The following is a 24,601-nucleotide window of genomic DNA, read 5'->3' as shown; positions in this document are numbered from 1 at the left end:
TCGGCGTATCGACCGATCGTCCCCGGATCAGCGCCGGCGTCTGGAGTTCTCCGCGTGGCGCAGGCGCAGCGGACGCAGGGCCGCCTCCAGGGCCACCGCTCCATCGAGCTTGCTCTCGCCCATCACCCGGTCCTCGAAGTGGATGGGCACCTCCACGATCTTCTGGCCGCGGCGGAACGCCCGGTAGTGCATCTCCACCTGGAAGGCGTAGCCGGTGCTCTGGATGCCGGACAGGTCCAGGGTGCGCAGGGCCGAGGCACGCCAGAGCTTGAAGCCCGCGGTGACGTCGCGCACCGGGATGGCCAGCACCGTCTTGACGTAGGTGTTGGCCCAGCCACTGAGCAGACGGCGGCGCAGCCCCCAGGCCTCGGACAGGCTGGCGCCGGGCACGTAGCGACTGCCGATGACCACGCCGGCGCCGGTGGAGTGCAGGGTGCCCAGCAGTTGGGGGACGTACCCGACCGGGTGGCTGAGGTCGGCGTCCATCTGCACCACGTAGTCGGCGCCGCCGTCCAGCGCTCGGGTCATGCCCTCCACGTAGGCCCGGCCCAGCCCATCCTTCTTGGTGCGGTGCACCACGGTGAGCCTGCCGGTCTCCGCGCCGCCGAGTTCCGCCGCGAGCTTGTCGGCGATCTCCCCGGTGCCGTCCGGGGAGTTGTCGTCGACCACCACGATGCGCAGTTCGGGCAGGTCCAGGGCGACCAGGCGGGCGACCAGGCGGGGAAGGTTCTCGGCCTCGTCATAGGTGGGCACGACCACGGTCAGACGAGAGCTGCGCCAGGGCTCGGGGAGCGCCACGGGTTCGGGTGTGACCCGCACCGGCCCGGGCGGGAGGTGCGTCGGTTCGGAGGGCATGCGCGTCGGCTCCTGGCGTCGTGAGGGTCGTGTGCGGATGTTCTTACCGGCGAGTAAGTGTGTACAGGATCACGCATCGCACCTTCACCGCACAAGTCGGTTCGAATCGCAGGCTATGCGCCCTTCCGGAGGAATCGGACGGGCGCGCGTGCTCGCGCGAGGTCGTCACTGACCCCTTTCGTCGGCGGCCACGACGACGTGCACCAGGGTTCCGATCTCCTCCAACGTCATGATCACCTCAGGGTCGGCGCCCGAGTCGGTGACCAGGTGCGCGATGTTCTCCGGGGCGACGGTGGGCATCATGGTCTCCGCGCCGACCTTGGTGTGGTCGGCCAGGACGATGGTCTCCTCCGCGCAGGCCGACAGGGCCCGGTCGATGCCGGCCACGGCCGGGTTCGGGGTGCTCAGGCCTCGTTCGGCGCTGACGCCGTTGCCGGAGAGAAAGGCCCGGTTGACCCGGAGCCCGGCGAGCGCGCTCTCCGCGGCGGCGCCGACCAACGCCCGCATGGGGGCGTGCACCGTGCCACCGGTCATGACGACCTCCACCCCGTTGGCACCGGCCAGGGCGTCGGCCACCGGCAACGAGTTGGTGACCACCGTCAGGTCGCCGTGGCCGCGCAGCGCGCGGGCCAAGGCCTCGGCGGTACTTCCCGGGCCGATGGTGATGGCGTCGCCCGGACGCGCCAGACGGGCCGCGGCCACGGCGATGGCGGCCTTCTCCGCGGCGCACTGGTCGCGCTTGCCGGTGTAGCTCTGTTCGTGTCCGATCCTGCCGGGCAGGGCGACACCACCGCGGCGGCGGTCGAGCAGCCCTTCGGTCTCCATGGCGCGCACGTCACGACGGATCGTGACCTCCGAGGCCCGCACCTTGATGGCCAGGTCGCGCAGGGACATGCTCCCGTTGGCGCGGACCAGCTCCAGGATGCGCTCTCGACGTTCGGCGCCGAACGTCGGACGGCTCTCCTCGGCCATGTTCATCGGCCCTTCCTCGATCGATCGGTGGTGCGCGGCACGATCGCCGCCCCACCGTCGAACTAGAGTACGGACCGGTCACGCCGCTGCGCGTCCGGGGCCTCCGTCTCCTCCGACTCCCACGTGAGGGGCTTCTCGGTGAGGAGGGTCACCAGGAAGACCACGGTGAGGGCGACGAGCCCGACCAGGGCTCCGGCACCGAACATCATCACGACAGACATCTGAGCCTCCAAAGGGGGCGGGCCGACCTGCCACTTACCGAATGCCCACTTCGACACGGGCGCACACCCCCCAGGAACGGGAAGATCGGCCACAATGGAGGGCATGACCCTTGGTTCCTCGCCCCTAGAGTCCACGGTGTGGTGGGCCCACACCTCCGCCGCGAGCGGCCGTCTGCTCGACCTGCTGGACGAGGGCGAACGCACCCGCAACGCCCGGTTCCGACTTCAGGCCGACCGGGATCGCCATCTGGTCGGGCGGGCACTGACCCGTCTGGTGCTCGCCGAACGTGTCGGTTGCGCCCCCGAGGACGTCGTCTTCGACCTGCGCTGCCGATCGTGTGAGGACAAGGCTCGCACCGGGGCGGGTGGGGAGGACGCCTCCCCGCACGGCAAGCCGGTTCCGATCGGCGCCGCCGACGGCTGGGAGATCTCGGTGAGTCACTCCGGCGAGTGGGTGGTGCTGGCCCTGGCCGAGGGTGTCCCGGTCGGGGTGGACGTGGAGCGGGTGTCGGACTCGCGCGACCTGGACGGACTGGCCGCCTTCACACTGGCCGACACCGAACGTCGAGAGTGGAGCACGCTGCCCGAAGCCGGGAGGGTGGGGGCCTTCTTCGGCTACTGGGCGCGCAAGGAGGCCCTGCTCAAGGCCACCGGACTGGGGTTGTCCGGTGGCCTGCGTCGGGTCTCGGTGAGCCCACCGAACAGCCGGGCGCGACTCCTGGGTTGGGAGGGCGGCGGGGGTCCCGAGGCCGCTTGGCTCCACGACCTGGAGCGCGGCCCCGACTACCGGTCGGCCCTGGCGGTGCTCACCGACCGCGGGGTCGAGCCGACGGTGCACCAGGCGGAGATCGCCCTGGAGCTGCTGCGCCGTTGAGGCGGTGCGGTGCTCAGGCCTCGGCCTCTCGGGCCAGGTGGCGGCCGATCACCAGACGCTGCACCTGGTTGGTGCCCTCCACGATCTGAAGGACCTTGGCCTCGCGCATGAAGCGCTCGACCGGGAAGTCGCGGGTGTAGCCGTAGCCGCCGAACACCTGGACGGCGTCGGTGGTGACCTTCATGGCGGTATCGGTGGCCAGGAGCTTGGCCATGGCGGCCTGCTTGCCGAAGGGGCGTCCGGCGTCACGGAGGCGGGCCGCGGAGAGGTACAGCTCGCGTGAGGCGGCGATCTGGGTGGCCATGTCGGCGAGCATGAAGCCCAGACCCTGGAAGTCGCCGATGGCGGAGCCGAACTGGTGGCGTTCGCGGGAGTAGGCGACGGCGGCGTCCAAGGCGGCCTGGGCCAGGCCCACGGCGCAGGCGGCGATGCCCAGGCGCCCCGAGTCCAGGGCGGACAGGGCGATGGGAAAGCCCCGGTCCTCCTCCCCGACCAGCGCCGAGGTGTCGAGCTCGACGTCGTCGAAGAGCATCCCGGCGGTGGTGGAGGAGCACATGCCCATCTTGCGTTCGGGCGCGGCGGAGCCCAGTCCGGGGGTGTCGGCCGGCACGTGGAAGCAGCTGATGCCGCGGCCACCGGAGTCGGGGGCTCCGGTACGGGCGAAGAGCGCGTAGTAGTCGGCCTGTCCGCCGTGGGTGATCCACGCCTTGGCACCGTTGACCCGGTAGCCGGTCTCGGTGCGTTCGGCGCGGGTGGCCATGGCCGCGGCGTCCGAACCCGAGGTGGTCTCGGACAGGCAGTAGGCGCCGAGGAGTTCCCCGCCGAGCATGTCCGGCAGGAGCGCGGCCTTCTGGTCCTCGGCCCCGTAGGCGGCCAACGGGTAGCAGGACAGGGTGTGGACGCTGACGCCCAGGCCCAGGGCGAGCCAACCGCGAGAGATCTCCTCCACCACCTGGAGGTAGACCTCGTAGGGCTGTCCCCCGCCGCCGTACTCGTCGGGGTAGGGCAGCCCCAGCAGACCGGCGCGGCCCAGGGTGGTGAAGGCATCGCGGGGGAAGACGGAGTTCTCCTCGTCCTCGGCCGCACGCGGGACGATCTCCTTGTCCACGATCTCCCGGGTCAGCTCAAGGAGCTGTTCGGCCTCGGGTGTGTGCAGCGTGCGTTCGACCGCCATGAACTCTCCCACGGTTACGCGCCCTGGTGCGCGTGGGACCCACTTCGCGGACCGCGATTTAGTAGGTCGTCCAACTATATGGTGACGCTGGGCACCTTATCCCAAAGCCCCGCACTTTGGGCACCCCGGGGTTGGACGGTGAACGGCCTCCGAGACGTTCGCCCTGAACACGACGCCCACCACGAGCCTTCGGGTTCGGCCGCCTGTACACGGAGGGGTCATGCGGCTTAGATTCCACGCATGGACCTCGAACTCCGCCACCTTCGCACCGTCTGTCTCCTCGCCGACACCGGCAGCGTCACCAAGGCGGCAGCGGCACTGTCCACCTCGCAACCCGCGCTCACCACCCAGTTGCAACGCATCGAACGCGAGGTCGGCGGGGCGTTGTTCCACCGTGGCCGCTCGGGGGTGCGCCCGACCGAGTTGGGCGAGTTCGTCCTGGTCCGAGCACGTGCCGTGCTGTTGTCCATGGACGACCTGATGCACGACATCAGCGCGCGCGGAGCCTTCCCCACCGCGCTGCGCATCGGCGGGGTCGGCCAACTCACCGTGGAGCTGTCCGGACGACTCTCGGAGGTCTTCCCCGGGGTCCCGGTACACGTACGCACCGAGTACTCCCCCAAGTTGGTCACCGACCTGGTCCGGGCCGGCCGACTCGACCTGGGAACCACCATCGACTACGTGGACCGCGACCTGACCACGGACGGGCCGCTGGCGTGGGCGATGCTCGCGGTGGATCCGTTGCACGTGGCACTGTGGGTGGACCACCCGCTGGCCGAAAAACCGTCCATCCACCTGGAGGACCTGGCGGACAACTCCTGGGCGCTCACTCCCCCCGACGGAACCGGTTGGCCCGAGTGCTTCTACGTCGCCTGCCAACAGGCGGGGTTCAGCCCCGAGGTGCCCTACCGACTGCACGATCGGTCGGAGATCCGCGACCTGATCGCCGACCGCCGGGCGGTGGCACCCTGCCAGTCCGACTTCGACACCGGCCGGGGTGTGGTGGTCCGTCAGTTGGCGGGGGCCCCGATACAGCTTCGGCACCTTCTGGTCTGGCGCCGCGACGGCCCGGTGAGCCAGGTGGCGGACCGGATCGCGCGCGTGGCGCGGGAGATCATCGACCAGAGCGCCGAAAAGGTCTGAGCCGATCGGGAAGAATCACCGACTTCGATCCGCACATTGATCCCATGATCGGACTTTCCACGCGAAACACCCTTGCGCACCACGAAACCGTTACCCCATAAGAGTTTCTCGACAAAGGTGCGCCGACCCGCGCCACCTTTAACGCCGGAGACCCCCGGTCGGGCCTCCGGCCCATTCGCGCGCCTGTGACCTGGGACCGGCCGACTATGTGTTACCAGCGGTCGCAGCACTCGACCCCGTTCGTATGATGTTTACCAGTCGGTAACGTACTGATGAGTAGGAGTCCGCCCCCAGAGCCTTCTCCCGAGCTACGAAGCCGTCTTCCCCCACAGGCCGAAAAGCCTCCCGCTGCGCAGGCACCACCGAAGTTCAGGAAGACCACATGCGAACACTGAGAATCATCGCTTCGACACTCACCGTGGCGATTCTCGCGACCTCGTGCGGCGGCTCCGGGTCGAGTGAGGAAGAGTCCGCCGCGAGCGAGCTCACCACGGGGGTCACCGACGACAGCGTCGTCATCGGAACCCATCAACCTCTCACCGGTGCCGCGTCACCGGGTTTCGTACACGTCTCGACCGGCACGAGGGCCGTCTTCGACTACATCAACGACAACGGTGGCATCCACGGCCGCCAGATCGACTACCGCGTCGAGGACGACGTCTTCGACCCCGCGCAGACCATGGACGTCACGCGCGACCTCATCGACGAGCAGGAGATCTTCGCCATGCTCGGTGGGTTGGGCACGCCCACCCACGAAGCGGTGATCGACGACCTCAACGCCGAGGGAGTCCCCGACCTCTTCGTCTCCTCCGGAGCACTGGCCTGGGACTCACCCGAGCAGTACCCCTACAGCTACGGCTTCCAGGTGGACTACTCCAAGGAGGCGAAGATCCAGGGCGCCTACATCTCGGAGAACTTCCCCGACGACAGCGTCGGTCTGCTCTACCAGAACGACGACGTCGGCCCCTCCTCGCACGCGGGCATCGAGCAGTACCTCATCGACGACATCGTCGCCTGGGAGGACTACGACCCCGGCGTCGCCGAACTCGACGGTCAGATCGAGGCCCTGAAGGACGCCGAGGCCGATGTCGCCGTCTGCTACTGCATTCCGGCCTTCCTCGGTCTGGCCATCCTCCAAGCCCAATCCGTCGGCTACGAGCCGCAGTGGGTGGCCCCCAGTTTCGGTGGTGACGTCGAGGTCGTCACCGAACTGATCACGCGGTACGCCGAGGGAACACCCGCGGAGGACGTGCCGCCGGAGGCCTTCACCGACGGGCTGATCATCACCTCCTTCCTCCCGATGGCCGGCCAGACCGAAGACCCGTGGACCGCGTTCTTCCGTGAGATCCACGATGAGTACAACGAGGGCGCGCCCTTCACCGACACCACGATGTACGGCATGGTGCAGGCCACGCTGATGGCCCAGCTGCTCATGGAGGTCGGCCCCGACCTGGACCGGGAGACCCTGATCCAGACGCTCAACTCCCAGGAGTGGGAGGGCCCGGGGCTGGTGCCGTTCGTCGCCACCGAGGACGACCACAGCGGTTACTCCGGCGTCATGGTCGCCCAGAACCACGCCGGTGAGGAACCGGAGATCCTGCAGGAACCGCGGGTCACCGACAGCGATGGCGGGGAGATCCTCCCCTTCGAACTGGACCGGCCCGACCCCGACGAGGTCGCCCTGCACGACGGCGACCACTAGCGGGGCCCGCTCCGGGCACACCCGGAAGGCACAAGGCGAAGGAGGGCGTGGGTCGCATCGGGCCCGCGCCCTCCTCCCCTTCCGCCACTCCGGGTCAGCGCCGCTCCAGACGGGGGAAGACCACCTTCTTCAGCACCAGGGTGAGCGCTGCCACGGTGGGGATGGCCAACAGCGCCCCGACCAGACCGAGCAGCGCGCCGCCGACCAAGGCGGCGGTGATGTTGGCCGTCGGAGCCACGTCCACGGCGTGCCGCATCACCCGGGGAGAGATCACGTAGCTCTCGATCTGTTGGTAGGCGAGGAAGAAGACGAGGGTGGCCAGTCCCAGCCAGAGGTCGCCCACCCCCACCGCCAGGGCGGCCGCGAGCGCACCGATGCTGGTACCCACCAAAGGGATCAACGCGGTGACGGCGACCACCAGGGCCAGGGTGAGCGCGTAGGCCGAACCGATCGCCCACAGGAAGAAGAACGCCACGACCCCGCCGAAGGCCGCCACCACCAACTGTCCGGCGATGAACGCACCGATGCGTCGAACGATCTCGTCACCGATCTCACGGACCCCGTCGCGGCGCGAACGCGGCACGAACCGGTAGGAGACGTCCATCATGCCGGGCAACGAGGCCATGAAGAACAGGGTCAGGACGAACACCGTGGAGAGGGCGAACAACCAGTTGAACACCACCTGGCCCACCCCGACCAGGCCACCGAAGATCCGCTGTCCGAAGTCGCCGCCGGTGACGACCCCCTCCAGGCGTTCCAACACGTTGTAGCGGTGATCCACCTCGTGGAAGAACGCCGTGTTCCGCAGATGGTCGATGGCGCCGGGCAGCGCGGAGACGAAACCGCTCACCTGCTCGGTCAACGGTGGCACGATGGCCCACGTGAACACCGCCACGAAGGCCAGCAGGGCCAGGCACACGGTGACGATCGCCGCCCAGCGGGGCATCCGCAGCCCGCGGCGCAGTAGTTCGATGACCGGGTTCAGGCCGACCGCGAGGAAGAGCGCCACCAGGATGTAGACGAACACCGCTCGGGCCCCGGTCAGGGCCTCCACCAGCAGCCAGGCGCTGAGGACTCCGAGTGCGCCGACGAACCCGACGACGAAGTAGTTGGGGCGGTGGGCCCCTCCCCCGGAGGGGCGGGTGAGGGGGTCGACTCCGCCTCCCCCGCCGGCGGCCCCCGGCTCACGTTCGGCCTTCGGGTCCTCCTGCGGCCCCCGGGTCGTTGTTCCGGTCGCGCCCGTGGCCGGGGCGTCGACGCTCATGTGCGCTGCTCCGACTCGTCCTCGTCGTCCAGTTCTTCGGGGAGGCGCAGAGTGAACAGGGCACCGCCGAGCAGGTCGCTGTGGCCTGCCACGAGTGTGCCGCCGTAGGCGTGCACGATCTCCCGGGAGATGGCCAGCCCGAGGCCGCTGCCACCCGGGTCGAGCTCCTTGGAGTCGGGCAGTCGGGAGAAGCGTTCGAAGACGCGTTCGCGGTCCTTGACCGGGATCCCCGCGCCGTCGTCGTGTACCTCCAGGACCGCGGCCCCTTTGCCTTGTCCGACGATGATGTCGATACGGCTGTGGGCGTGGCGCTCGGCGTTGGCGACGAGGTTGGTCAACACCCGCACCAGGCGCATTCGGTTGACCACGACGTGGACGGGTTCGGCTGCGTGCACGCGCACCTGCGTGTGTCGGCGCGGGTCGGTGAACTCCTCCCGCACAAGGGAGCCCAGTTCGATACGTTCGCGGATCATGGCCACGTCGGTGTCCATCCGGGCCAGTTCCAGCAGGTCGGAGACGATGTTCTCCAACCGTTCGGTGTCGGAGAGCAGACCGTTGAGCAGGCGTTCGCGGGCGCGCTGGTCGGGTTCGGGATCGGAAAGTTCGACCTCCAGTTTGGTCCGCATACCGGCTATGGGATTGCGCAGTTCGTGGGAGGCGTCGGAGACGAAGCGCCTCTGCCGGACCATCGCCTCCTCCAGCCGGCCGAGGGTGGAGTTGGCGGTGCGGGCCAGGTGGGCGATCTCGTCGTCGCTGCGGGGGACGGGGAGCCTGCGGTGCAGGTCGCTGACCGAGATCCGGTCCATCTCGGCGCTGATCATCTCCACCGGGCGCATCGCCCGTCCCACCCCGTACCAGAGGATCAGGGCGGTGCCGACGAGCAGGACGACCGCCATACCGGTCAGGGCGGATTCGAGCGTGTGCCGCATGAGCACCTGGGGGGTGCGGGTAGCGGCGAGCACGATCACGTCACCATAGGCGGAGTCGGTGACGGTGTAGCCCACCACCTGGAAGCAGTCGTCGGGTTCGATCCCCGCCGCCTCATCACAGACGACCGTGTCCATGCGGAAGTCGTGTTCGGCCGGCGCCCGTTCGGTCAGGGCCGGCAGGCCCCTCACCGCGGCGCTGGAGGCGAGGACCTCAAAGGTCTCCCGGTCAACGATCTGCAACCGCAGGATCGGTTCGGTGGCGGGGATGGAGGAGTCGTAGCGGTCCATCATGATGTGCTCGACGACGGCACGTGCCGCCTCCGCAGCCCGATCGCTCAACTGGTTCTGTACCACTTCCCGGAGGAACAGGAAGGAACCCACGGAGATGACCAGTACGACCAGGGTCAGTATGGTCGTGGCCCAAACCGTCACCCGGGCTCGGATGGAACGGGGGCGGGGCCATCCCCATCTTTTCCGTTGCCGTTCCTGGGGTTCTGACACGCACTCATTGTCACCCAGTGTCATCCCAAAACCGAGAACTGGCGACGGTGTGGCGGGAGCGACGCCCCAACGGGCCGAGAGTCCCGGCCCCTACTCGTAGGGATCGGGCGGGTTGGTGACCTCTTCCATCCCCTCGGTGGCGAACTCGTGCTCGGAGACGTCGTACAGGTCTCCCTCGGGCTCCACCCAGGTGCCCTGGACCGTCCACCAGCTGTCCGCCTCGGGCGCCGGCCGATCGGTGATGAGGACCTTGTTGACCACGGCGTCCGCCGCGCAGCAGGCCATTTGGAGTCGGGCCAGGTACCAGCCCTCGCCCTCTTCGTTGGGAACGGCGAACCCGGTCAGTTCGATCTCGCGGTCGGCCATCTCGCGTTCCTCGTCGATCCAGGCCCGCATCACGAACGCCTGGATATCGAGTCGGACCGTCTCCCCCGGCGCCGCCTCGGAGAGGGCGTCGTTGAACTTGGAGTTCCCACCCTCATCCCGGGGTGGTGGACCCGCCGAACCACTCGTGCTCTCCACCGTGTACGAACCCAGGGCCGGCGGGGCGACCACGAATACCGCCAGCACCGGGAGCAGGAGCAGCCAGGCCACCCAGGGGGCGCGAGAGTGGTCGTGGCCGTGATCGTCGCCCTGTCCCGACGTGTTCGCCTCGGCCGTGGCGGGGGTGGTCTCCTCTTCGTCCGAGTCGTCCCTCTCCCCGCGGACCTCGGCCACGATGACCAGGACGCCGAGCCCGACCATGACGATCCCGGCGGCGATCAGGAAGGGCCCGAAGCCCGCCTTGACCCAGTTCAGGTACAGGTCGGTGGGCACGGTGCTGGTCAGCGCGGCGGCGCCGAGCAGGACGAGGGTGAGTCCCTGCGCGATGCGGTTCACAGGATCAAGGCTCCGATCAGGAACGTACTGAGGAGACCGACCACCAGGCACAGGGGGGCGAAGCGGGCGACGAAGCGCCAGCCGAACACTCCCGCCTGCATCGCGATGAGCTTCAGGTCGACGATGGGGCCGATGACCATGAACGCGAGCTTGGCGGTGGGCGAGAAGTCGGTGAGGCTGACCGCGACGAAGGCGTCGGCCTCCGAACAGATGGACAACAGGATGGCCAGCGCGGCGAGCACCAGCACCGAGACGATGGGTGCCTCGGCCACCGTCAGCAGCCATTCGCGAGGCACCATCACGTTGAGCGTGGCGGCCGCGAGGGCGCCCACCACCAGGTATCCGCCGGCGTGCATGATGTCGTGCAGCATCGACTCGCGAAAGACCCGCCACTTGGAAGCACCCGGGTCATGGGACTGCGCGGGAAGACGCAGCCAATCGGTACGACCGAACCTCACCCAGATCCAACCGATGACCACCGACGCCAGCAGGGAAGCCGTGAAGCGGGCGAGTACCATCTCCGGCTGTCCGGCGAAGGCCACCGCGGTGGCGATCATGACGATCGGGTTGATGGAGGGCGCCGCGAGCAGGAAGGTCAACGCCGCCGCAGGCGCCACCCCCCGTTTGATCAGGCTGCCGGCGATGGGCACGGACGCGCACTCGCACCCTGGCAGCAAGGCGCCTGAGACACCCGCCACGGGGACGGCGTGGCCCGCCTTGCTCGGGATGAACCGCCGGTAGACCGAGGTCGGCACGAAGGCGACAAGGGCGGCGGACAGGGCCACTCCGAAGACCAGGAAGGGCATGGCCTGGAAGCTGATGGCCGTGAAGATGGTGGCCCAGGCCAGGAAGGCCTGGCCGGTCAGGTCGTCGGAGAGCCACGCGTGGCCGAAGGCCATCGCGGTGATGATCAGGGCGAAGAGCCAGACCGTGCCGGTCCTGCGTGCTCCGGGCCGCCTTCCCCAGTCGGCGGGGGGCAGTTCGTCTCCGCGGTCGTCCCAGCCGCCGGCGAGGGAGTCGCCGAGAGAGGAGGACGGGGCGGAGTCGTGTGTGGTCCGTTCGGACACGGGTGTACTCCGTGAGGTTCGGTTGGGAACTACCCGAATGGTAACCGAAAACCGTTTTCGTTCGCGCGAGCAACGGCGAACCTGTGGATGGACGTTCCCGGGCGAAGACCACATGAGCGAGAACGCACGTATGGGTTCCACCCCCATGGTCAGAATGTGATCCAGGTCTCTATCGTTGGCGCCCATGGAACCGAGAACGACGCCGTCCCCCGCGGACGGAAGTGCTCCGAAAACCCCCTTCCACAAGGTCGTCACCGCCAGCCTCATCGGCACCACGATCGAGTGGTACGACTTCTTCCTGTACGGGGCCGCCGCCGCGTTGGTCTTCAACGTGGTCTTCTTCCCCGACTCCGATCCCCTGGTCGGCACCATGCTGGCCTTCAGCACCTACGCCGTCGGGTTCGTGGCCCGGCCCCTGGGCGGTGTGGTCTTCGGACACTACGGCGACCGGATCGGTCGCAAACAGCTCCTGGTGCTGAGTCTGTTGATGATGGGCGGCGCCACCTTCGCGATCGGATTGTTGCCCACCTACGCGGCGATCGGGGTGGGCGCTCCCCTGCTGCTCACCCTGCTACGCGTCATCCAGGGGTTCGCCCTGGGCGGTGAGTGGGGTGGCGCGGTCCTGCTCGTCGCCGAACACGGTAAGCCGCGCAACCGCGGTTTCTGGGCGTCCTGGCCCCAGGCCGGGGTGCCCTGCGGCAATCTGTTGGCCACCGCCGTCCTCGCGGTGCTGGCCGTGGTGATGGCCGACGAGACCTTCCTCGACTGGGGTTGGCGCATCCCGTTCCTGCTGTCCGGGATCCTGGTGTTCATCGGTCTGTGGATCCGGCTCGCGGTCACCGAGTCGGAGGTGTTCAAGGACGCCTCGCGCAAGGTGGGCGAGTCCAAGGGCACCGAGCGCGCCCCGATTCTCGACGTGCTGCGCCATCACTGGCGCGAGACCCTCGTGGCCATGGGCGTGCGGCTGGCCGAGAACGTCTCCTACTACGTGGTCACGGCGTTCATCCTCGTCTACGCCACCCAGCAGGCGGGCCTGTCCAACGAGGCCGTGCTGAACGCGGTGCTGATCGCCTCCGCGGTGCACCTGGTGACCATCCCGGCGTGGGGCGCGCTGTCCGACGTGGTGGGACGGCGGCCGGTCATCGCGGTCGGGGCGGTGGGGGTCTCCCTGTGGTCGTTCGCCTTCTTCCCGCTCATCGACCAGGGCACGTTCGGCTCCGTGACCCTGGCCGCGACCGTCGGGTTGATCCTGCACGGCGCGATGTACGGTCCGCAGGCGGCGTTCTTCTCGGAGTTGTTCAGCACCCGGGTGCGGTACTCGGGTGCCTCCATCGGCTACCAGTTGGCGTCGATCGTGGCCGGTGGTCTGGCCCCACTGATCGCGACGGCGCTGCTGGCGACCTTCGGTTCCAGCCTGCCGATCTCGGTGTACGTGGCGGCGGTCGGTGTCGTCACCGTGGTGGCGGTGGTGTGGTCCAGGGAGACCCGGGGCACCGACCTGGCCGCCGTGCCCAAGGGCGGTGAACCCGCCCCCGGCGCATGATCAGTCCTTCGTCTCCGGGCCCCGGTCGTCCTCACGGCCGGGGTCCTCGTCTTCCTCGGGGGGCCCGTCGCCGCCCTCGGATCCCTGGTCTCCGGCCGCCCGTTCGTCGCCCTCCTCGCCGGGCTCGCGCCGGTCCACCGACTCCCCCGACACCGGACCCCACGCGGTGACGTTCTGCAGGTCCGGCATCTTGGCCAGGGAGAACTGTGGGTCCAGGCCGTATCGCAGCTGTCGGCTGTAGTCGGCGAGCAGCCGGAAGGCGACGGTGGACAACGGGGCGATGGCCAACAGGTTGACCGTGGCCATGACACCCATGGAGATGTCGGCGAGGGTCCAGATGACGGTCAGCGGGGCGACGGAACCGAGGAAGATCGCGACCAGGACCGCCGAACGGAAGTAGGTCATGTGGTTGGGTTCGGCGTCCAGGAACTGCAGGTTGGACTCGCCGTAGTAGTAGTTGCCCAGGACCGACGTCCACGCCAGCAGGAACATGATGATGGTGAGCGCGTGGACGGACCAGCCGCCCAGCGAACTCTCCAGAGCGGTCTGGGCCACCTCGATGGGCGGGATGTCGGGGTTGAACTCGGTCCCGTACAGCAGCACGATGAACGCGGTCACCGAGCAGATCAACCAGGTGTCGAAGTACACGCCCAGGGTCTGGACCAGGCCCTGCTTGGCCGGATGGGACACCGACGCGGCCGCACCGGCGTTGGGCGCCGACCCCAGACCCGCCTCGTTGGAGAACATTCCCCGCCGCATCCCCCACAGGATGGCGGTGCCCACGCCACCCGCAGCGACCTCGCGCAGGCCGAAGGCGTGGCCGAAGATGGCGCCGAAGACGTCCGGGACGGCCTGGATGTTGATGATCACCACGGCGACGCCGAGCAGGATGTAGAGGATCGCCATCAGCGGGACGAGGGCCTGGGCGACGGTGGCGATCCGGCGCACACCACCGAAGATGACCGCGGCGGTGATGGCGACCAGGACCAGACCCACGGCCACGTTCAGGATCCACCCTCCGCCCCCGCCGAGGGCGCCCACCGAGGTGCCGATCGCCCCGGAGATGCTGTTGGACTGCACGGAGTTGAAGACGAGGCTGAACGTCACGGTGATGATGACGGCGAAGAGCGCGCCCATCCACCGTCGGTTCAACCCGTGAAGCATGTAGTAGGCGGGGCCACCACGGAATCCGGTTCCGGTACGCACCTTGTACAGCTGGGCGAGGGTGGACTCCACGAAGGAGGCGGCGCCGAGGACGCCGGCCATCAGCCACATCCAGAACACGGCTCCGGGCCCGCCCAGCATGATCGCCAGGGTGACGCCGACGATGTTGCCGGTACCCACGCGGGAGGCCGCGGAGAGCGCGAAGGCCTGGAAGGAGGAGATCTCCCTACCGCCGTCCGGAGCGGTCCCGGGGCTGCTGCGTATGACGCGGAACATCTCGGGTAGCAGCCGGACCTGGACGAACCCCGAGCGCACCGTGAAGTAGACGGCCAGGATGACCAGCAGCGGGATGACGAAGAAGGTCCAGAAGGCGTCGTTGAGGGCGACGAGAGCGTTGTTGAGGACGGTCACGCGTTCCCCTTCAGGTGGGCGTGGTGGTCCCGAGTGCGACTTCGGGGTTTCCCGCCCACTGTGCTCCTCCGGGTGATCGCGGCTTCTCCGGGACACGCGAAGAGGTGGTAAAGGACCGTAAACACCCATGTTCCGGACCATGACGAAGGGCCCGGGCCGGCGTGTGCCGGTCCGGGCCCCTCCTCAGTTCAGTCCCTAACGCTGGGGAGCGGAGTCGAAGCGCTCACCACGGCGGGGGCCGCCGCCACCGCGACGGTCGCCACGGAAGCCGCCACGGGGGCCACCGCCACCGCGACGGTCGCCGCCGTAGCCGCCCCGACGCTCGCCGCCGCCACGGTAGCCGCCACCCTCGGGACGGTCACCACGGTAACCGCCGCCTTCGGGGCGGTCTCCGCGGTAGCCGCCCTCACGGTCGTTACGGCCACCGCCACGGTAACCACCCTCGGAACGCTCACCGCGGTAACCGCCATCACGGTCGTTACGACCGCCGCCACGGTAGCCGCCGCCCTCGGGACGGTCGCCGCGGTAACCGCCATCACGGTCGTTACGACCGCCGCCACGGTAACCACCCTCGGAACGGTCACCACGGTAACCGCCTCGGTAGCCACCACCGTTACCGCGGTAGCCGCCACCGCGACGGGGGCCGCCACGGCCGCGACGCTCGCGAACGGGCTCCGGCGGCTCGATCCACGGCTCCCAGGAAGGCTCCTTGGCGCCGGTCACCTCGGAGAGCAACTCGTCTCCGGGGTTGACCAGGTGCTGCTTGGCCTCGACGCCGGCGTCGCTGAGCAGGCGGCGGGCCATACGACGCTGGTTGGGCGCCACCAGGGAGACCACCAGGCCGGAGGAACCGGCGCGGGCGGTACGGCCGCCGCGGTGCAGGTAGTCCTTGTGGCCGGTGGGCAGGTCGATGTTGACGACCATGTCGATGCCGTCGACGTGGATACCGCGAGCGGCGACGTCGGTGGCGACCAGGGCCTGGATCTTGCCCTCACGGAACTTGGCCAGGGTGCGGGTACGCACGCTCTGGGTCTTGCCACCGTGCAGGGAGGCGCAGGGCACGCCGGCCTCGATCAGCTGCTCGCTGATGGTGTCGGCGCGGTACTTGCTGCGCACGAACATGATGGTGCGGCCATCGCGCGCGGCGATCTGGGTGACGATCTTGTTCTTGTCGCGGGGCAGCACCTTGAGCAGGTGGTGCTCCATGGTGGTGACCTGGGAGACGGGCGGGTCGACCGAGTGGGTGCGCGGGTCGCTCATGTACCGGCGCACGAGCTTGTCGACGTCACCGTCCAGGGTGGCCGAGAACAGCAGCGTCTGCCCGTCCGGCTTGACCTGGTCCAGGAGCTCGCTGACCTGCGGCATGAAGCCCATGTCGCACATCTGGTCAGCCTCGTCCAGCACCGAGACCTCGACGTCGCCCAGGTCGCAGGCGCCCTGTTCGATCAGGTCGGTCAGGCGGCCGGGGGTGGCGACGAGGACGTCGACGCCGCGGCGCAGTTCGTTGATCTGGCGGGTGTAGGAGCTGCCACCGACCACGTCGCCCACGCGCACGCCCACGACGCGGGCGTAGCCGCGAAGGGAGTCGCGCACCTGGTGGGCGAGCTCACGGGTGGGCACCAGGATCAGGGCCCGGGGGCGGTTGGCGGCGGCGCGGCGCTCGGAGCAGCGCATCAGGACCGGCAGGCCGAAGGCCAGGGTCTTGCCCGATCCGGTGCGGCCACAACCGAGGACGTCGCGGCCCTCGATGGCGTCGGGAATGGTGGCGGCCTGGATCGGGAACGGGGTGGTCACACCGTTCTTGGCCAGCTCCTCGACGATGTCCTTGGGCAGGCCAAGGCTGTCGAAGGCAGGCATTACGGCAGTGTCCGTCGTCAAGTGACGTGTACCTTCCTCATCGTTTGGCGGCGTTTCGAGGAAGGCTTCACACGGTCACAGCGGACCCAGCGAAGAAATCACACAAACGCGCCTGATCACACGCGGAAGCGACCCCGTCTCGTGTGGGGTTCGTGTGCTCTTCGGGTCAAGAGTGACGTCGACCGGGTCGACACGCTCTCCGCGTCTTGGCGGCCCGGCGCGCTCTTATGCGCGCGGCATTGAACGACCGCTTGCAGCAGCGTACTAGAGATCATCTCTGAGCGGGGACGGGACGGGGGCATTTCCCCGGTGATACCGGTCTCCCCGCCCGCCCCGATCACCATCGGCCGTGCTCCGGGATCAGGAACCGGCGGCCATGGCCTTGGCCATGGCCGTGAGGCGACCGGCCTGGGCCTTGCGCTCGGCGGCGCACTGTTCTTCCAGGGTGTTGTCCGCGGCCTGCCACAGGAGCGCCTTGGTCGCGACGGCGGCGTCGGCGTTGACCGCGAGGAGCCCGGCGATGGCGTCGTCAACGGCACCGTCGAGTTCGTCGACGCCCACGACCAGGGTCGCGAGACCGATCTCGCGAGATTCCTCGGCACCGACCTTGCGGGCGGTCAGGCAGATCTCGACGGCGCGATGGACGCCGACGATGTCCACCAGGGGCTTGGTGCCGGTGAGGTCCGGCACCAAGCCCAGGGCGGGTTCCTTCATACAGAACTTGGCGTCGTCGGCGAGGATGCGCAGGTCACACGAGAGGGCCAGCTGGAACCCGGCGCCGATCGCGTGTCCGCGCACGGCGGCGATGGTGACCAGGTCGGGACGGCGCAACCAGCGGAAGCCCTCCTGGAGTTCGGCGATGTAGGCGTCCAGCTCGGCGTCGTCCGTGGTCCCCTCGGCCAGCCCGTCGATGATCGAGCGCTCCCCGTCCACCCCTTCGGGGGTGAACATGTTGAGGTCGATGCCCGCGGAGAAGATGTCGCCCTCCCCGGAGATGACGACGATTCGGACATCCCCGGGGAGCGTCTGGCCGATGTGGGCCATGGTCGTCCAGGTGCGACCGGTCATCGCGTTGCGGCGCTCGGGGCGGGCGATGGTGATGCGGGCGACCGCGCCCTCCACCGACAGCCGCAGTCCCGCGCGGGTCAGCTCCTCCTCGGTGGGCGCCTGCCGCGCGCCGGTCTCCTGCTGGGCCTGGGACATGTGTTCCTCCGTCGGATCGGTGTGACACCCCCGACCCTACTCGCGGGTAACCCCGGCGACGACACCGACCGTCACGCCTTGCGTGTCGCCCCACCACGCCCGCGCAGCTCCACGCCGGCCTCGCCCAACAGACGGTGCACGAAACCGTAGGAACGGCCCGTGGCCGCGGCCAGACCACGAATGCTCTCCCCCTCGTCGTAGCGGCGCTTGAGATCGGCGGCCAGCTCCGCGCGACCTGCACCCGAGACCCGGGCGCCCTTCCTCAACTCGTCACTCACAGTTCTCTCCCGTTCAAGACACTCCGGCACCGTGGGTGCCGGAACCACAGCCATGATCAGGCATGGGCGTCCCGGACCGCCACAACCGACGGTGGACACACCGAGTGACCGGGGTTTCGGAGACACACAAACCCTGTCCGAAAAAGAGGAGGGGTGAACCTCCCAGCCTTCTGGGCGTCCACCCCTTCCCTCACCGTGTTCCCACGGGCCGACTCAGGCCAGGGCGATGAGGTCCTCGAAGTCGGCGTTCCACATGTCCTCGACCCCGTCCGGGAGCATGATGACCCGCTCGGGTTGAAGGGCGGAGACGGCGCCCTCGTCGTGTGTCACCAGGACGATCGCGCCCTTGTAGTTGCGCAGCGCCGAGAGGATCTCCTCGCGGCTGGCCGGGTCCAGGTTGTTCGTGGGCTCGTCGAGCAGCAGCACGTTGGCGCTGGAGACCACCAGTGTGGCCAGGGCCAACCGGGTCTTCTCACCACCGGAGAGCACACCGGCGGGCTTCTCGACGTCGTCGCCGGTGAACAGGAACGATCCCAGGGTCTTGCGCGCCTCCACCTCGGGCAGGTCCGGGGCGGCGCTCATCATGTTCTCCAGAACGCTGCGGCCCACGTCCAGGGTCTCGTGTTCCTGGGCGTAGTACCCGAGTTTGAGACCGTGGCCCGGAACGACCCGACCGGTGTCGGCCTCCTCGACCCCGCCCAAAAGGCGCAGCAGGGTCGTCTTGCCCGCTCCGTTGAGCCCCAGGATGACCACCCGGCTGCCCTTGTCGATGGCCAGGTCCACCCCGGTGAAGATCTCCAGCGAACCGTAGGACTTGGACAGTCCCTCGGCCATGAGCGGGGTGCGACCGCAGGGGGCCGGGTCCGGGAAACGCAGCTTGGCGACCTTGTCGGCCTTGCGAACCCCCTGCACCCCGTCCACGATCTTGTCGGCGCGGTTGAGCATCTGCTGGGCCGCGCGGGCCTTGGTGGCCTTGTAGCGGAAACGCTCGGCCTGCTTGCGCAGGGTGTCGGCCTTCTTCTCCGCGTTGGCCAACTCGCTGCGGCGTCGACGCTCGTCGTCCTCGCGCTGGACCTGGTACTGCTTCCAGCCCATGTTGTAGATGTCCATGACGCTGCGGTTGGCGTCCAGGTAGAAGACCTTGTTGACCACGTGCTCGACCAGTTCGACATCGTGACTGATCACGATGAGCCCGCCCCGGTGAGACTTGAGGAAGTCGCGCAACCAGACGATGGAGTCGGCGTCCAGATGGTTGGTGGGCTCGTCCAGCAGCAGCGTGTCGGCACCGCTGAACAGGATGCGGGCCAGTTCGATGCGGCGTCGCTGGCCACCGGAGAGGGTGTGCAGCGGCTGGCCGAGGACCTTGTCCGGCAGGCCCAGACTGGAGGCGATAGCCGAGGCCTCGGAGTCCGCGGCGTACCCGCCCAGCACGTGGAGGCGTTCCTCCCACCTCGCGTACTGGCGCACGCCCTTGTTGCGGGTCTTCTCGTGGTCGCTGGCCATCTTCTTCTCGGCCTCGCGCAGCCCGTGCAGCGCCTCGTCGATCCCGCGGGCGGACAGCACACGGTCCTTGGCGATGACGTCCAGGTCTCCGGTACGGGGATCCTGGGGCAGGTAACCGATGGTGCCGGACGAGGTGACCGTCCCACCGGTGGGCAGCCCCTCACCCGCCAGGACCTTGGTCATGGTGGTCTTGCCCGCACCGTTGCGGCCGACCAGACCGATCCGGTCGCCCGCGGCGACCTGGAAGGTCGTCGGCTCCAGAAGGAGGCGGGCTCCGACGCGCATTTCGAGGTCGGTGGCGATCAGCATGGGTGGAGCTTCCTCAAGGTGGTGTGACGGTCGGTGGCTGCCCTGGACCGCGCGCGGCCAAGCCCTTGTTCGTGGGGCCGGCGGGTGGGGTCGGGTGGGCGGGAGCGCCCCGGCGGACCGACCCAGCCTAACGGCACGGGTGAGGGGGTCGGTGAAGGGTTTTTCCCGGAGCCCCCGGAGCACGGGGGCCGGAGCGTGCACGGCCACGCCCCCGACCCTCACAACGGGTTCGGGGGCGTGGCCATTCCCCGCGCCGCGGGCGCGGGCTCACATCAGGTCGTCATCCCTGTTCCCTGTCCTTGTCCGCCCTGTCCTTGACGGTCTTGTCCTTGGTCCCTTTGACCGGTTCGGTCGTCTCCTGGCCCTGGGCCACCACCACGACCGCTTTGTCCTTGTCCGCGGTCACCGGGCCGGACTCCTCTTGCCCACCCGAGTTGTTCTCGGTGCTGACCGGAGGACGGTTGCGCAGCAGCGCCGCCAGGACGGCGGCGATCGGGGTCGCCAGGAACATGCCGGGGATGCCGCCGAGGATGCCACCCGCGGTGATCGCGATCAGCACGACCGGCGAGGGCAGCTCCAGGGCCTGTCCGTAGATCCGGGGAGCGAAGAAGCTGCTCTCGGCCTGTTGGACCACGACGACCGCGATCACGATGATCAGCGCGATGACCGGGCCTTCGGCGACCAGGGCGACCATGGCCGCCAGTAGACCGGTGAGGAAGGCGCCGATGACCGGCAGGAACGCGCCGATGAACGTCAGCACGATCAGCGGGATGGCCAGGTTCACGTCCAGGAAGATGAACAGGAAGATGCCGATGCCGACGGCGTCGATGACACCGACCATCGCCACACCCCGCACATAGCGGCCCATCACCCCGTAGGCGACGCCACTGGCGTGGCGCAGGCCGGGGCGGGACTTGGGCGGCAGCAGGGTGACGACCCAGTCCATGAGCTTGTCGCCGGAGTGCACGAAGTACACGGTCATGGCGATGATCAGGACCAGGCCGAGCAGGAGCTGCACCACGGCCGTGCCGGCGGTCCAGGCGCCACTGAGCAACTGGTCGGTGTTGTCGGTGATCATCCCCTGGACCTGCGCCCAGGCGTTGTTCAGCATCTCCGTGAACAACGCCTGGTCGACGAAGGGGATCTCCACCTTCTGGAGCTCGACGAAGGCGCTGCTGACACTGGCGACCAGCCCGTCGAAGCCCTGGATCGCGGGAGAGACGATCATGGTGACCACGCCGCTGAGCACGACCAGTGCCGAGAGGACGGACAGCGCGGTCGAGGATCCCCGCCCCAGTCCCTTGCTCCGCAGCCAGTTGGTCATCGGCATGAGCAGGGCGGTGATGAAGACGGCGAGCACCACCGGCAGGGTGATCACCGACAGGTGGATGACCGCGTAGACGAACAGGCCCACCACGACGCCGATGAGCAGGATCCGCCAGGCGACGTCACTGACCATTCGCAACAGGTCGCCGGCACCGACGTCATCCTGCTCGGCCGCGACCCGCTTCTCCTGTTCCACCTTGGCCTCGACCTCGGCCCGGGCCTCTTCCTGCGCCTCCAGGTGGGCGAGGCGTTCGGCGCGGGCTCTGCGGGACACGAGCCACTTGTTCAGGAGCGCCCAAACTCCCGGCCGCTGGGCTTGCACATGGACTCCATTCTCCGGTGGTGACACCGAGGTCGCTCATCGACGGCGACCACCCGTATGCCGTTTCGTCTCGTTCGGGGGATGGAAGGCGGATGGTGCGTGGGTGTCGCAGTGGGGTTGATGCACGGTACAGGGTCCGGGTTCTCCCCGACCCTGTGAAGGACACAACTCCGTCAGAACTGCCAGGGTTCCCGGGCGTGCCCGCTCTCGACGATCTCGTTGCCGAAGGGGGCCAGGGCCACGGGGATCATCTTGATGGAGGCCCACGCCATGGGGATTCCGATGATGGTCACGGCCAGACCGGCGGCGGTGACGATGTGGCCGATGGTCAGCCACCATCCCGCGACGATCAGCCAGATGACGTTCAGGAGGGTGGAACCACCGCCGGCGCCCTGACGGCGCACGAGGTCACGGCCGAACGGCCAAATGGCGTACTTGGCCATACGGAAGGACGCGACCCCGAACGGGATGGTGACGATGAGGATGCAGCAGATGACGCCGGCGAACACGTAACCGAGCGCCAGCCAGAACCCGGCGACGAAGATCCAGATGATGTTGAGAATGAGCCGCAAGAGGGCCACGGTGATTCGTCTCCTTGAGTCTGTCCTGGGCGTGGGTGCCGTTCGTCGGGTATTCGATCGAACGCATCCTGTTTTCTATCGTCTGGGACGCTCGGACACCATGCCCTGTTCCACCTTGGATCCCTGGACCTACCCTTAGGGGACGCCGCGGGACACGAGCGCCACACCGGGCCTCGTCGGGTGCCGGCGAGCACTCGGTCGCTCCTCGCGGAGGGTGATGACATACGGTCCCACCCAATCTCGCAGATCTACAGCGACCAGAATGTGATGGGCGCATCAGGGGGACCCCCTAGGCAGGGGCGACATAGCGCCATACGATGTCCCTTGTCCTTCGCAAGACGGTCGTACATGTGATCTGCGACAAACTCGGACAAATACCCACAGAGCTGATGTCAGACATCAGGTTTCGGTAACAGTTGAACGAGTAATTTCCCCACCCCCCGTGCACGATCGGGAGTGGGGATGGCATGATTACGTACCGGCTCGGACGGAGGCTGTCACCGCCTCCGCGGCCGTTCGCGTGAGAGCACCCCTTCATCGACAGGCATCGCCTGCTGTGATGGTGCTTCTCGTGGTCTCAGCCACACCGGGGAACAACACCTGCACCGCACGACGTTTGCGTCGTGCGGGGTGCCTCGCGCCGCGTGACCGACTTGTTGGTGACTGAAGCTTTTTAAGACAGCTTACTAGTGATTTCAGTAGAGGTGGTTCAAGCATGTCTCAGGTACGTCGGCAGGCCGCGCTGCGCCCCCGCCCGAGCTGGGGGTGGCAGGATGCCGCCGCGTGCCGGGGCGAGGACCTTGTGCTCTTCTTCGGCCCGGATGGCGAGCGCCAGCCGGAGCGGGAGATTCGTGAGCGCAAGGCCAAGGAGATCTGTGCGGCCTGCCCGGTTCGGACCGACTGCCTGGACTATGCGATCTCGCGTCCGGAGAAGTACGGCACCTGGGGTGGTCTGAACGAGGACGAGCGCGCCTCTGAGCGCCGTCGTCGTATGCGACGCGCCAACGCCGCCTAAGTCCGCGTTTCATTCCCCACGCGGAACTCTTTCCGGAAGGCCCCGGCCCCGATGACCCGCGGCGCCCCGACGTTCATGTCGAGGGCGCCGCGGGTTTTCCACTGTCCGGGTCACGGAACGGACTCGAACGTCTTACTCGGAAGGCACCTTCGAGCGAGCCCCTGTAATCTCTTCGGCCCGGCCGCCCCGCCCTACTCGGCGCGGCGGAACAGGTGCCGGTCGAACCACTCCAGGGTGCGCACCGCGACCTCGCGCCACTGCCGCGTCCCGCCGAGGAGGCGGTCGGTCCCCGAGACCACGCCCAGCTCCGAGGAGCCTCCCAGGTGGGCCCTCGACCACTCCCCCAGCTCACGTACGAACGAGTCCTCGCTCTCCAAGAGCACGAGCGTGGGCGCGCGCACCTTGCCCAACGCCGGTTCGGCCAAGTCCACACGGCCACCGTGCGCCACGACCGACGCCACGTCCTGCGGCAGCTCCGCCGCGGCCACCAGGGCCGCGGGCGCCGCGTCTCCCCAACCCATGACGCCCAGGGGTTCGCTGGCCGCGTCGGTGGCCCGGCGCAACCAGGTGACGGCCGCGCCCAACCTCTCGCCCAGGACCTCGGTGTCCCCCTCGTCGTCACCGTCGTCACCGGTCATCAGATCCAACAGCAGGGTGGCGTATCCGGCCCGCTGCAACGAGGCCGCGATCGCTCGTCGTTCGGGGTCCCCTCGTCCACGGCCGAAGGCCATCACCACCACACCGCGCAGGGCCGTGGGCATGGTCAGGTCACCGTCGAGGTAGACTTGCCCGGCGCGGATGCGCACCGCGCGGGCCACCTCGGGCCGAGGGCGCGAGCGTTCCAGTTCGGTCAGGATCGTGGTGACGTGGTCGTCCGAGAGCTGGTCGAAGTCCCGGTACCACTCCCCCACGGCGCGGAAGTTGTCCGGTGCGCCGATCACCACCACCGCGTCGGCCTCCCCCTTGAGGGTCTCCAGCGCCTCGGGCGAGGCCACCGGGACCGCCAGGACCAGGCTGGAGGGGCCCGCCTGGCGCACCATCCTCAGCGCGGCACGGGCGGTGCCACCGGTGGCCACCCCATCATCGACCACCACGCAGTCGCGGCCGGTGATCCGGGGTAGGGACCGCTCGCCCCGGTAGATACGTCGCCGGCGGTCGAGCTCCTCGCGTTCGGAGGTGACGGTGTCGGAGAGCGCCTGGCGGGGAACGCGCATCCGTGCCAGGGCGAGGTCGTCGTAGAGGACGTGACCGTCCTCGGTGATGGCGCCGACCCCGGTCTCGGGCCGACCGGGCAGGCCGATCTTGCGCACCATGAGGACGTCGAAGTCCGCGCCGAGACCGCGCGCGAGTTCGGCTCCCACCGGCACGCCACCGCGTGGCAGGGCCAGCACGATCGGGTCTTCGACCGCGTAGGGGCGCACGCGATCGGTGAGGCGTCGGCCCGCCTCGGTCCGGTCGGTGAAGGGCAGGGATACGGGTACCGGGTTCATGTCGTCGCCTGTGCCGGG

Annotated in this window: 21 protein-coding genes; 5 read left to right on the top strand and 16 right to left on the bottom strand. The window is 68.6% G+C overall.

Translation table 11 applies throughout. From position 1 onward, the window contains the following. Nucleotides 1–27: 27 nt before the first annotated feature. The 3 genes from ABZ717_RS05055 to ABZ717_RS05045 form a co-directional block, all read right to left on the bottom strand. A complete protein-coding gene (locus tag ABZ717_RS05055) occupies nucleotides 28–855 on the bottom strand; it encodes a polyprenol monophosphomannose synthase (RefSeq protein WP_358505786.1) in 828 nt (275 codons plus the stop codon). A 165-nt stretch (nucleotides 856–1,020) separates the two neighbouring features. Then, on the bottom strand, nucleotides 1,021–1,827 hold the full coding sequence (locus ABZ717_RS05050; protein WP_358505815.1) for a DeoR/GlpR family DNA-binding transcription regulator: 807 nt from the start codon (nucleotides 1,825–1,827) through the stop codon (nucleotides 1,021–1,023). 62 nt (nucleotides 1,828–1,889) lie between these two features. Further along, entirely contained in the window at nucleotides 1,890–2,048 is a 159-nt protein-coding gene (locus ABZ717_RS05045) for a hypothetical protein (RefSeq protein ID WP_358505783.1), read from the bottom strand. Nucleotides 2,049–2,151: 103 nt separating this feature from the next. On the opposite strand from ABZ717_RS05045, the gene ABZ717_RS05040 reads away from it, so the two are divergent. Then, nucleotides 2,152–2,922 carry a 4'-phosphopantetheinyl transferase superfamily protein gene (locus ABZ717_RS05040; RefSeq protein ID WP_358505780.1) on the top strand — a complete coding sequence of 257 codons (771 nt, stop codon included), beginning with the start codon at nucleotides 2,152–2,154 and terminating at the stop codon, nucleotides 2,920–2,922. A 13-nt stretch (nucleotides 2,923–2,935) separates the two neighbouring features. Here the strand turns inward: ABZ717_RS05040 and ABZ717_RS05035 are convergent, their stop codons facing one another. After that, entirely contained in the window at nucleotides 2,936–4,096 is a 1,161-nt protein-coding gene (locus tag ABZ717_RS05035) for an acyl-CoA dehydrogenase family protein (protein WP_358505777.1), read from the bottom strand. Nucleotides 4,097–4,336: 240 nt separating this feature from the next. On the opposite strand from ABZ717_RS05035, the gene ABZ717_RS05030 reads away from it, so the two are divergent. Together ABZ717_RS05030 and ABZ717_RS05025 are read left to right on the top strand one after the other, a co-directional pair. After that, nucleotides 4,337–5,239 (top strand): LysR family transcriptional regulator, encoded by a 903-nt coding sequence (locus ABZ717_RS05030; RefSeq protein WP_358505774.1) that lies wholly within the window; start codon nucleotides 4,337–4,339, stop codon nucleotides 5,237–5,239. A gap of 382 nt (nucleotides 5,240–5,621) precedes the next feature. Continuing rightward, the gene (locus tag ABZ717_RS05025) at nucleotides 5,622–6,941 is read left to right on the top strand and encodes an ABC transporter substrate-binding protein (protein ID WP_358505772.1); all 1,320 of its coding nucleotides are present in this window, start codon (nucleotides 5,622–5,624) and stop codon (nucleotides 6,939–6,941) included. 94 nt (nucleotides 6,942–7,035) lie between these two features. Here the strand turns inward: ABZ717_RS05025 and ABZ717_RS05020 are convergent, their stop codons facing one another. The 4 genes from ABZ717_RS05020 to ABZ717_RS05005 form a co-directional block, all read right to left on the bottom strand. Beyond that, nucleotides 7,036–8,205 (bottom strand): AI-2E family transporter, encoded by a 1,170-nt coding sequence (locus ABZ717_RS05020; RefSeq protein WP_358505769.1) that lies wholly within the window; start codon nucleotides 8,203–8,205, stop codon nucleotides 7,036–7,038. Further along, a complete protein-coding gene (locus ABZ717_RS05015) occupies nucleotides 8,202–9,635 on the bottom strand; it encodes a HAMP domain-containing sensor histidine kinase (protein ID WP_358505766.1) in 1,434 nt (477 codons plus the stop codon). Before ABZ717_RS05015 ends, ABZ717_RS05020 begins: the two co-directional genes overlap by 4 nt. A gap of 90 nt (nucleotides 9,636–9,725) precedes the next feature. Beyond that, entirely contained in the window at nucleotides 9,726–10,514 is a 789-nt protein-coding gene (locus ABZ717_RS05010) for a TIGR03943 family protein (protein ID WP_358505763.1), read from the bottom strand. After that, nucleotides 10,511–11,581 (bottom strand): permease, encoded by a 1,071-nt coding sequence (locus ABZ717_RS05005; protein ID WP_358505760.1) that lies wholly within the window; start codon nucleotides 11,579–11,581, stop codon nucleotides 10,511–10,513. Before ABZ717_RS05005 ends, ABZ717_RS05010 begins: the two co-directional genes overlap by 4 nt. A gap of 184 nt (nucleotides 11,582–11,765) precedes the next feature. Here ABZ717_RS05005 and ABZ717_RS05000 point away from each other — a divergent pair, with 184 nt between their 5' ends. Further along, nucleotides 11,766–13,124, top strand: coding sequence for an MFS transporter (locus ABZ717_RS05000; protein ID WP_358505757.1), 1,359 nt, complete (start codon nucleotides 11,766–11,768; stop codon nucleotides 13,122–13,124). On the opposite strand, the gene ABZ717_RS04995 is transcribed toward ABZ717_RS05000, so the two are convergent. From ABZ717_RS04995 to ABZ717_RS04965, 7 genes are all read right to left on the bottom strand, one after another. Then, on the bottom strand, nucleotides 13,125–14,699 hold the full coding sequence (locus tag ABZ717_RS04995) for an alanine/glycine:cation symporter family protein (protein WP_358505754.1): 1,575 nt from the start codon (nucleotides 14,697–14,699) through the stop codon (nucleotides 13,125–13,127). Between the two features lie 195 nt (nucleotides 14,700–14,894). Next, the gene (locus tag ABZ717_RS04990) at nucleotides 14,895–16,556 is read right to left on the bottom strand and encodes a DEAD/DEAH box helicase (protein WP_358505751.1); all 1,662 of its coding nucleotides are present in this window, start codon (nucleotides 16,554–16,556) and stop codon (nucleotides 14,895–14,897) included. A 360-nt stretch (nucleotides 16,557–16,916) separates the two neighbouring features. Beyond that, complete coding sequence (locus ABZ717_RS04985; protein ID WP_358505748.1) at nucleotides 16,917–17,759, bottom strand: enoyl-CoA hydratase/isomerase family protein; 843 nt, start codon at nucleotides 17,757–17,759, stop codon at nucleotides 16,917–16,919. Between the two features lie 71 nt (nucleotides 17,760–17,830). After that, complete coding sequence (locus tag ABZ717_RS04980) at nucleotides 17,831–18,037, bottom strand: helix-turn-helix domain-containing protein (RefSeq protein WP_067599734.1); 207 nt, start codon at nucleotides 18,035–18,037, stop codon at nucleotides 17,831–17,833. Between the two features lie 213 nt (nucleotides 18,038–18,250). Beyond that, entirely contained in the window at nucleotides 18,251–19,849 is a 1,599-nt protein-coding gene (locus tag ABZ717_RS04975; protein WP_358505744.1) for an ABC-F family ATP-binding cassette domain-containing protein, read from the bottom strand. 280 nt (nucleotides 19,850–20,129) lie between these two features. After that, nucleotides 20,130–21,497 carry an AI-2E family transporter gene (locus tag ABZ717_RS04970; RefSeq protein ID WP_358505741.1) on the bottom strand — a complete coding sequence of 456 codons (1,368 nt, stop codon included), beginning with the start codon at nucleotides 21,495–21,497 and terminating at the stop codon, nucleotides 20,130–20,132. A gap of 173 nt (nucleotides 21,498–21,670) precedes the next feature. Then, complete coding sequence (locus tag ABZ717_RS04965; protein WP_358505738.1) at nucleotides 21,671–22,078, bottom strand: YccF domain-containing protein; 408 nt, start codon at nucleotides 22,076–22,078, stop codon at nucleotides 21,671–21,673. Nucleotides 22,079–22,793: 715 nt separating this feature from the next. On the opposite strand from ABZ717_RS04965, the gene ABZ717_RS04960 reads away from it, so the two are divergent. After that, a complete protein-coding gene (locus ABZ717_RS04960) occupies nucleotides 22,794–23,093 on the top strand; it encodes a WhiB family transcriptional regulator (RefSeq protein WP_017588640.1) in 300 nt (99 codons plus the stop codon). Between the two features lie 191 nt (nucleotides 23,094–23,284). On the opposite strand, the gene ABZ717_RS04955 is transcribed toward ABZ717_RS04960, so the two are convergent. Beyond that, nucleotides 23,285–24,583: a phosphoribosyltransferase family protein gene (locus ABZ717_RS04955; RefSeq protein WP_358505735.1), complete on the bottom strand. Its 1,299-nt coding sequence runs from the start codon at nucleotides 24,581–24,583 to the stop codon at nucleotides 23,285–23,287. Between the last annotated feature and the right edge of the window lie 18 nt (nucleotides 24,584–24,601).

This window comes from Nocardiopsis sp. NPDC006832 (assembly GCF_040635885.1).
In the GTDB taxonomy this organism is placed as follows: Bacteria; Actinomycetota; Actinomycetes; order Streptosporangiales; family Streptosporangiaceae; genus Nocardiopsis.
The sequence above is the reverse complement of the archived record's forward strand: the minus strand, read 5'-3'. Positions and strand labels throughout refer to the sequence as shown.

Coding starts and splice junctions, on each gene's coding strand:
- ABZ717_RS04960 (WP_017588640.1), top strand. CDS start 22,794: ATGTCTCAGGTACGTCGGCAGGCCGCGCTGCGCCCCCGCCCGAGCTGG.
- ABZ717_RS05055 (WP_358505786.1), bottom strand. CDS start 855: ATGCCCTCCGAACCGACGCACCTCCCGCCCGGGCCGGTGCGGGTCACA.
- ABZ717_RS05035 (WP_358505777.1), bottom strand. CDS start 4,096: ATGGCGGTCGAACGCACGCTGCACACACCCGAGGCCGAACAGCTCCTT.
- ABZ717_RS05045 (WP_358505783.1), bottom strand. CDS start 2,048: ATGTCTGTCGTGATGATGTTCGGTGCCGGAGCCCTGGTCGGGCTCGTC.
- ABZ717_RS05030 (WP_358505774.1), top strand. CDS start 4,337: ATGGACCTCGAACTCCGCCACCTTCGCACCGTCTGTCTCCTCGCCGAC.
- ABZ717_RS04975 (WP_358505744.1), bottom strand. CDS start 19,849: ATGCTGATCGCCACCGACCTCGAAATGCGCGTCGGAGCCCGCCTCCTT.
- ABZ717_RS04990 (WP_358505751.1), bottom strand. CDS start 16,556: ATGCCTGCCTTCGACAGCCTTGGCCTGCCCAAGGACATCGTCGAGGAG.
- ABZ717_RS05050 (WP_358505815.1), bottom strand. CDS start 1,827: ATGGCCGAGGAGAGCCGTCCGACGTTCGGCGCCGAACGTCGAGAGCGC.
- ABZ717_RS05000 (WP_358505757.1), top strand. CDS start 11,766: ATGGAACCGAGAACGACGCCGTCCCCCGCGGACGGAAGTGCTCCGAAA.
- ABZ717_RS04955 (WP_358505735.1), bottom strand. CDS start 24,583: ATGAACCCGGTACCCGTATCCCTGCCCTTCACCGACCGGACCGAGGCG.
- ABZ717_RS05040 (WP_358505780.1), top strand. CDS start 2,152: ATGACCCTTGGTTCCTCGCCCCTAGAGTCCACGGTGTGGTGGGCCCAC.
- ABZ717_RS05020 (WP_358505769.1), bottom strand. CDS start 8,205: ATGAGCGTCGACGCCCCGGCCACGGGCGCGACCGGAACAACGACCCGG.
- ABZ717_RS05025 (WP_358505772.1), top strand. CDS start 5,622: ATGCGAACACTGAGAATCATCGCTTCGACACTCACCGTGGCGATTCTC.
- ABZ717_RS04985 (WP_358505748.1), bottom strand. CDS start 17,759: ATGTCCCAGGCCCAGCAGGAGACCGGCGCGCGGCAGGCGCCCACCGAG.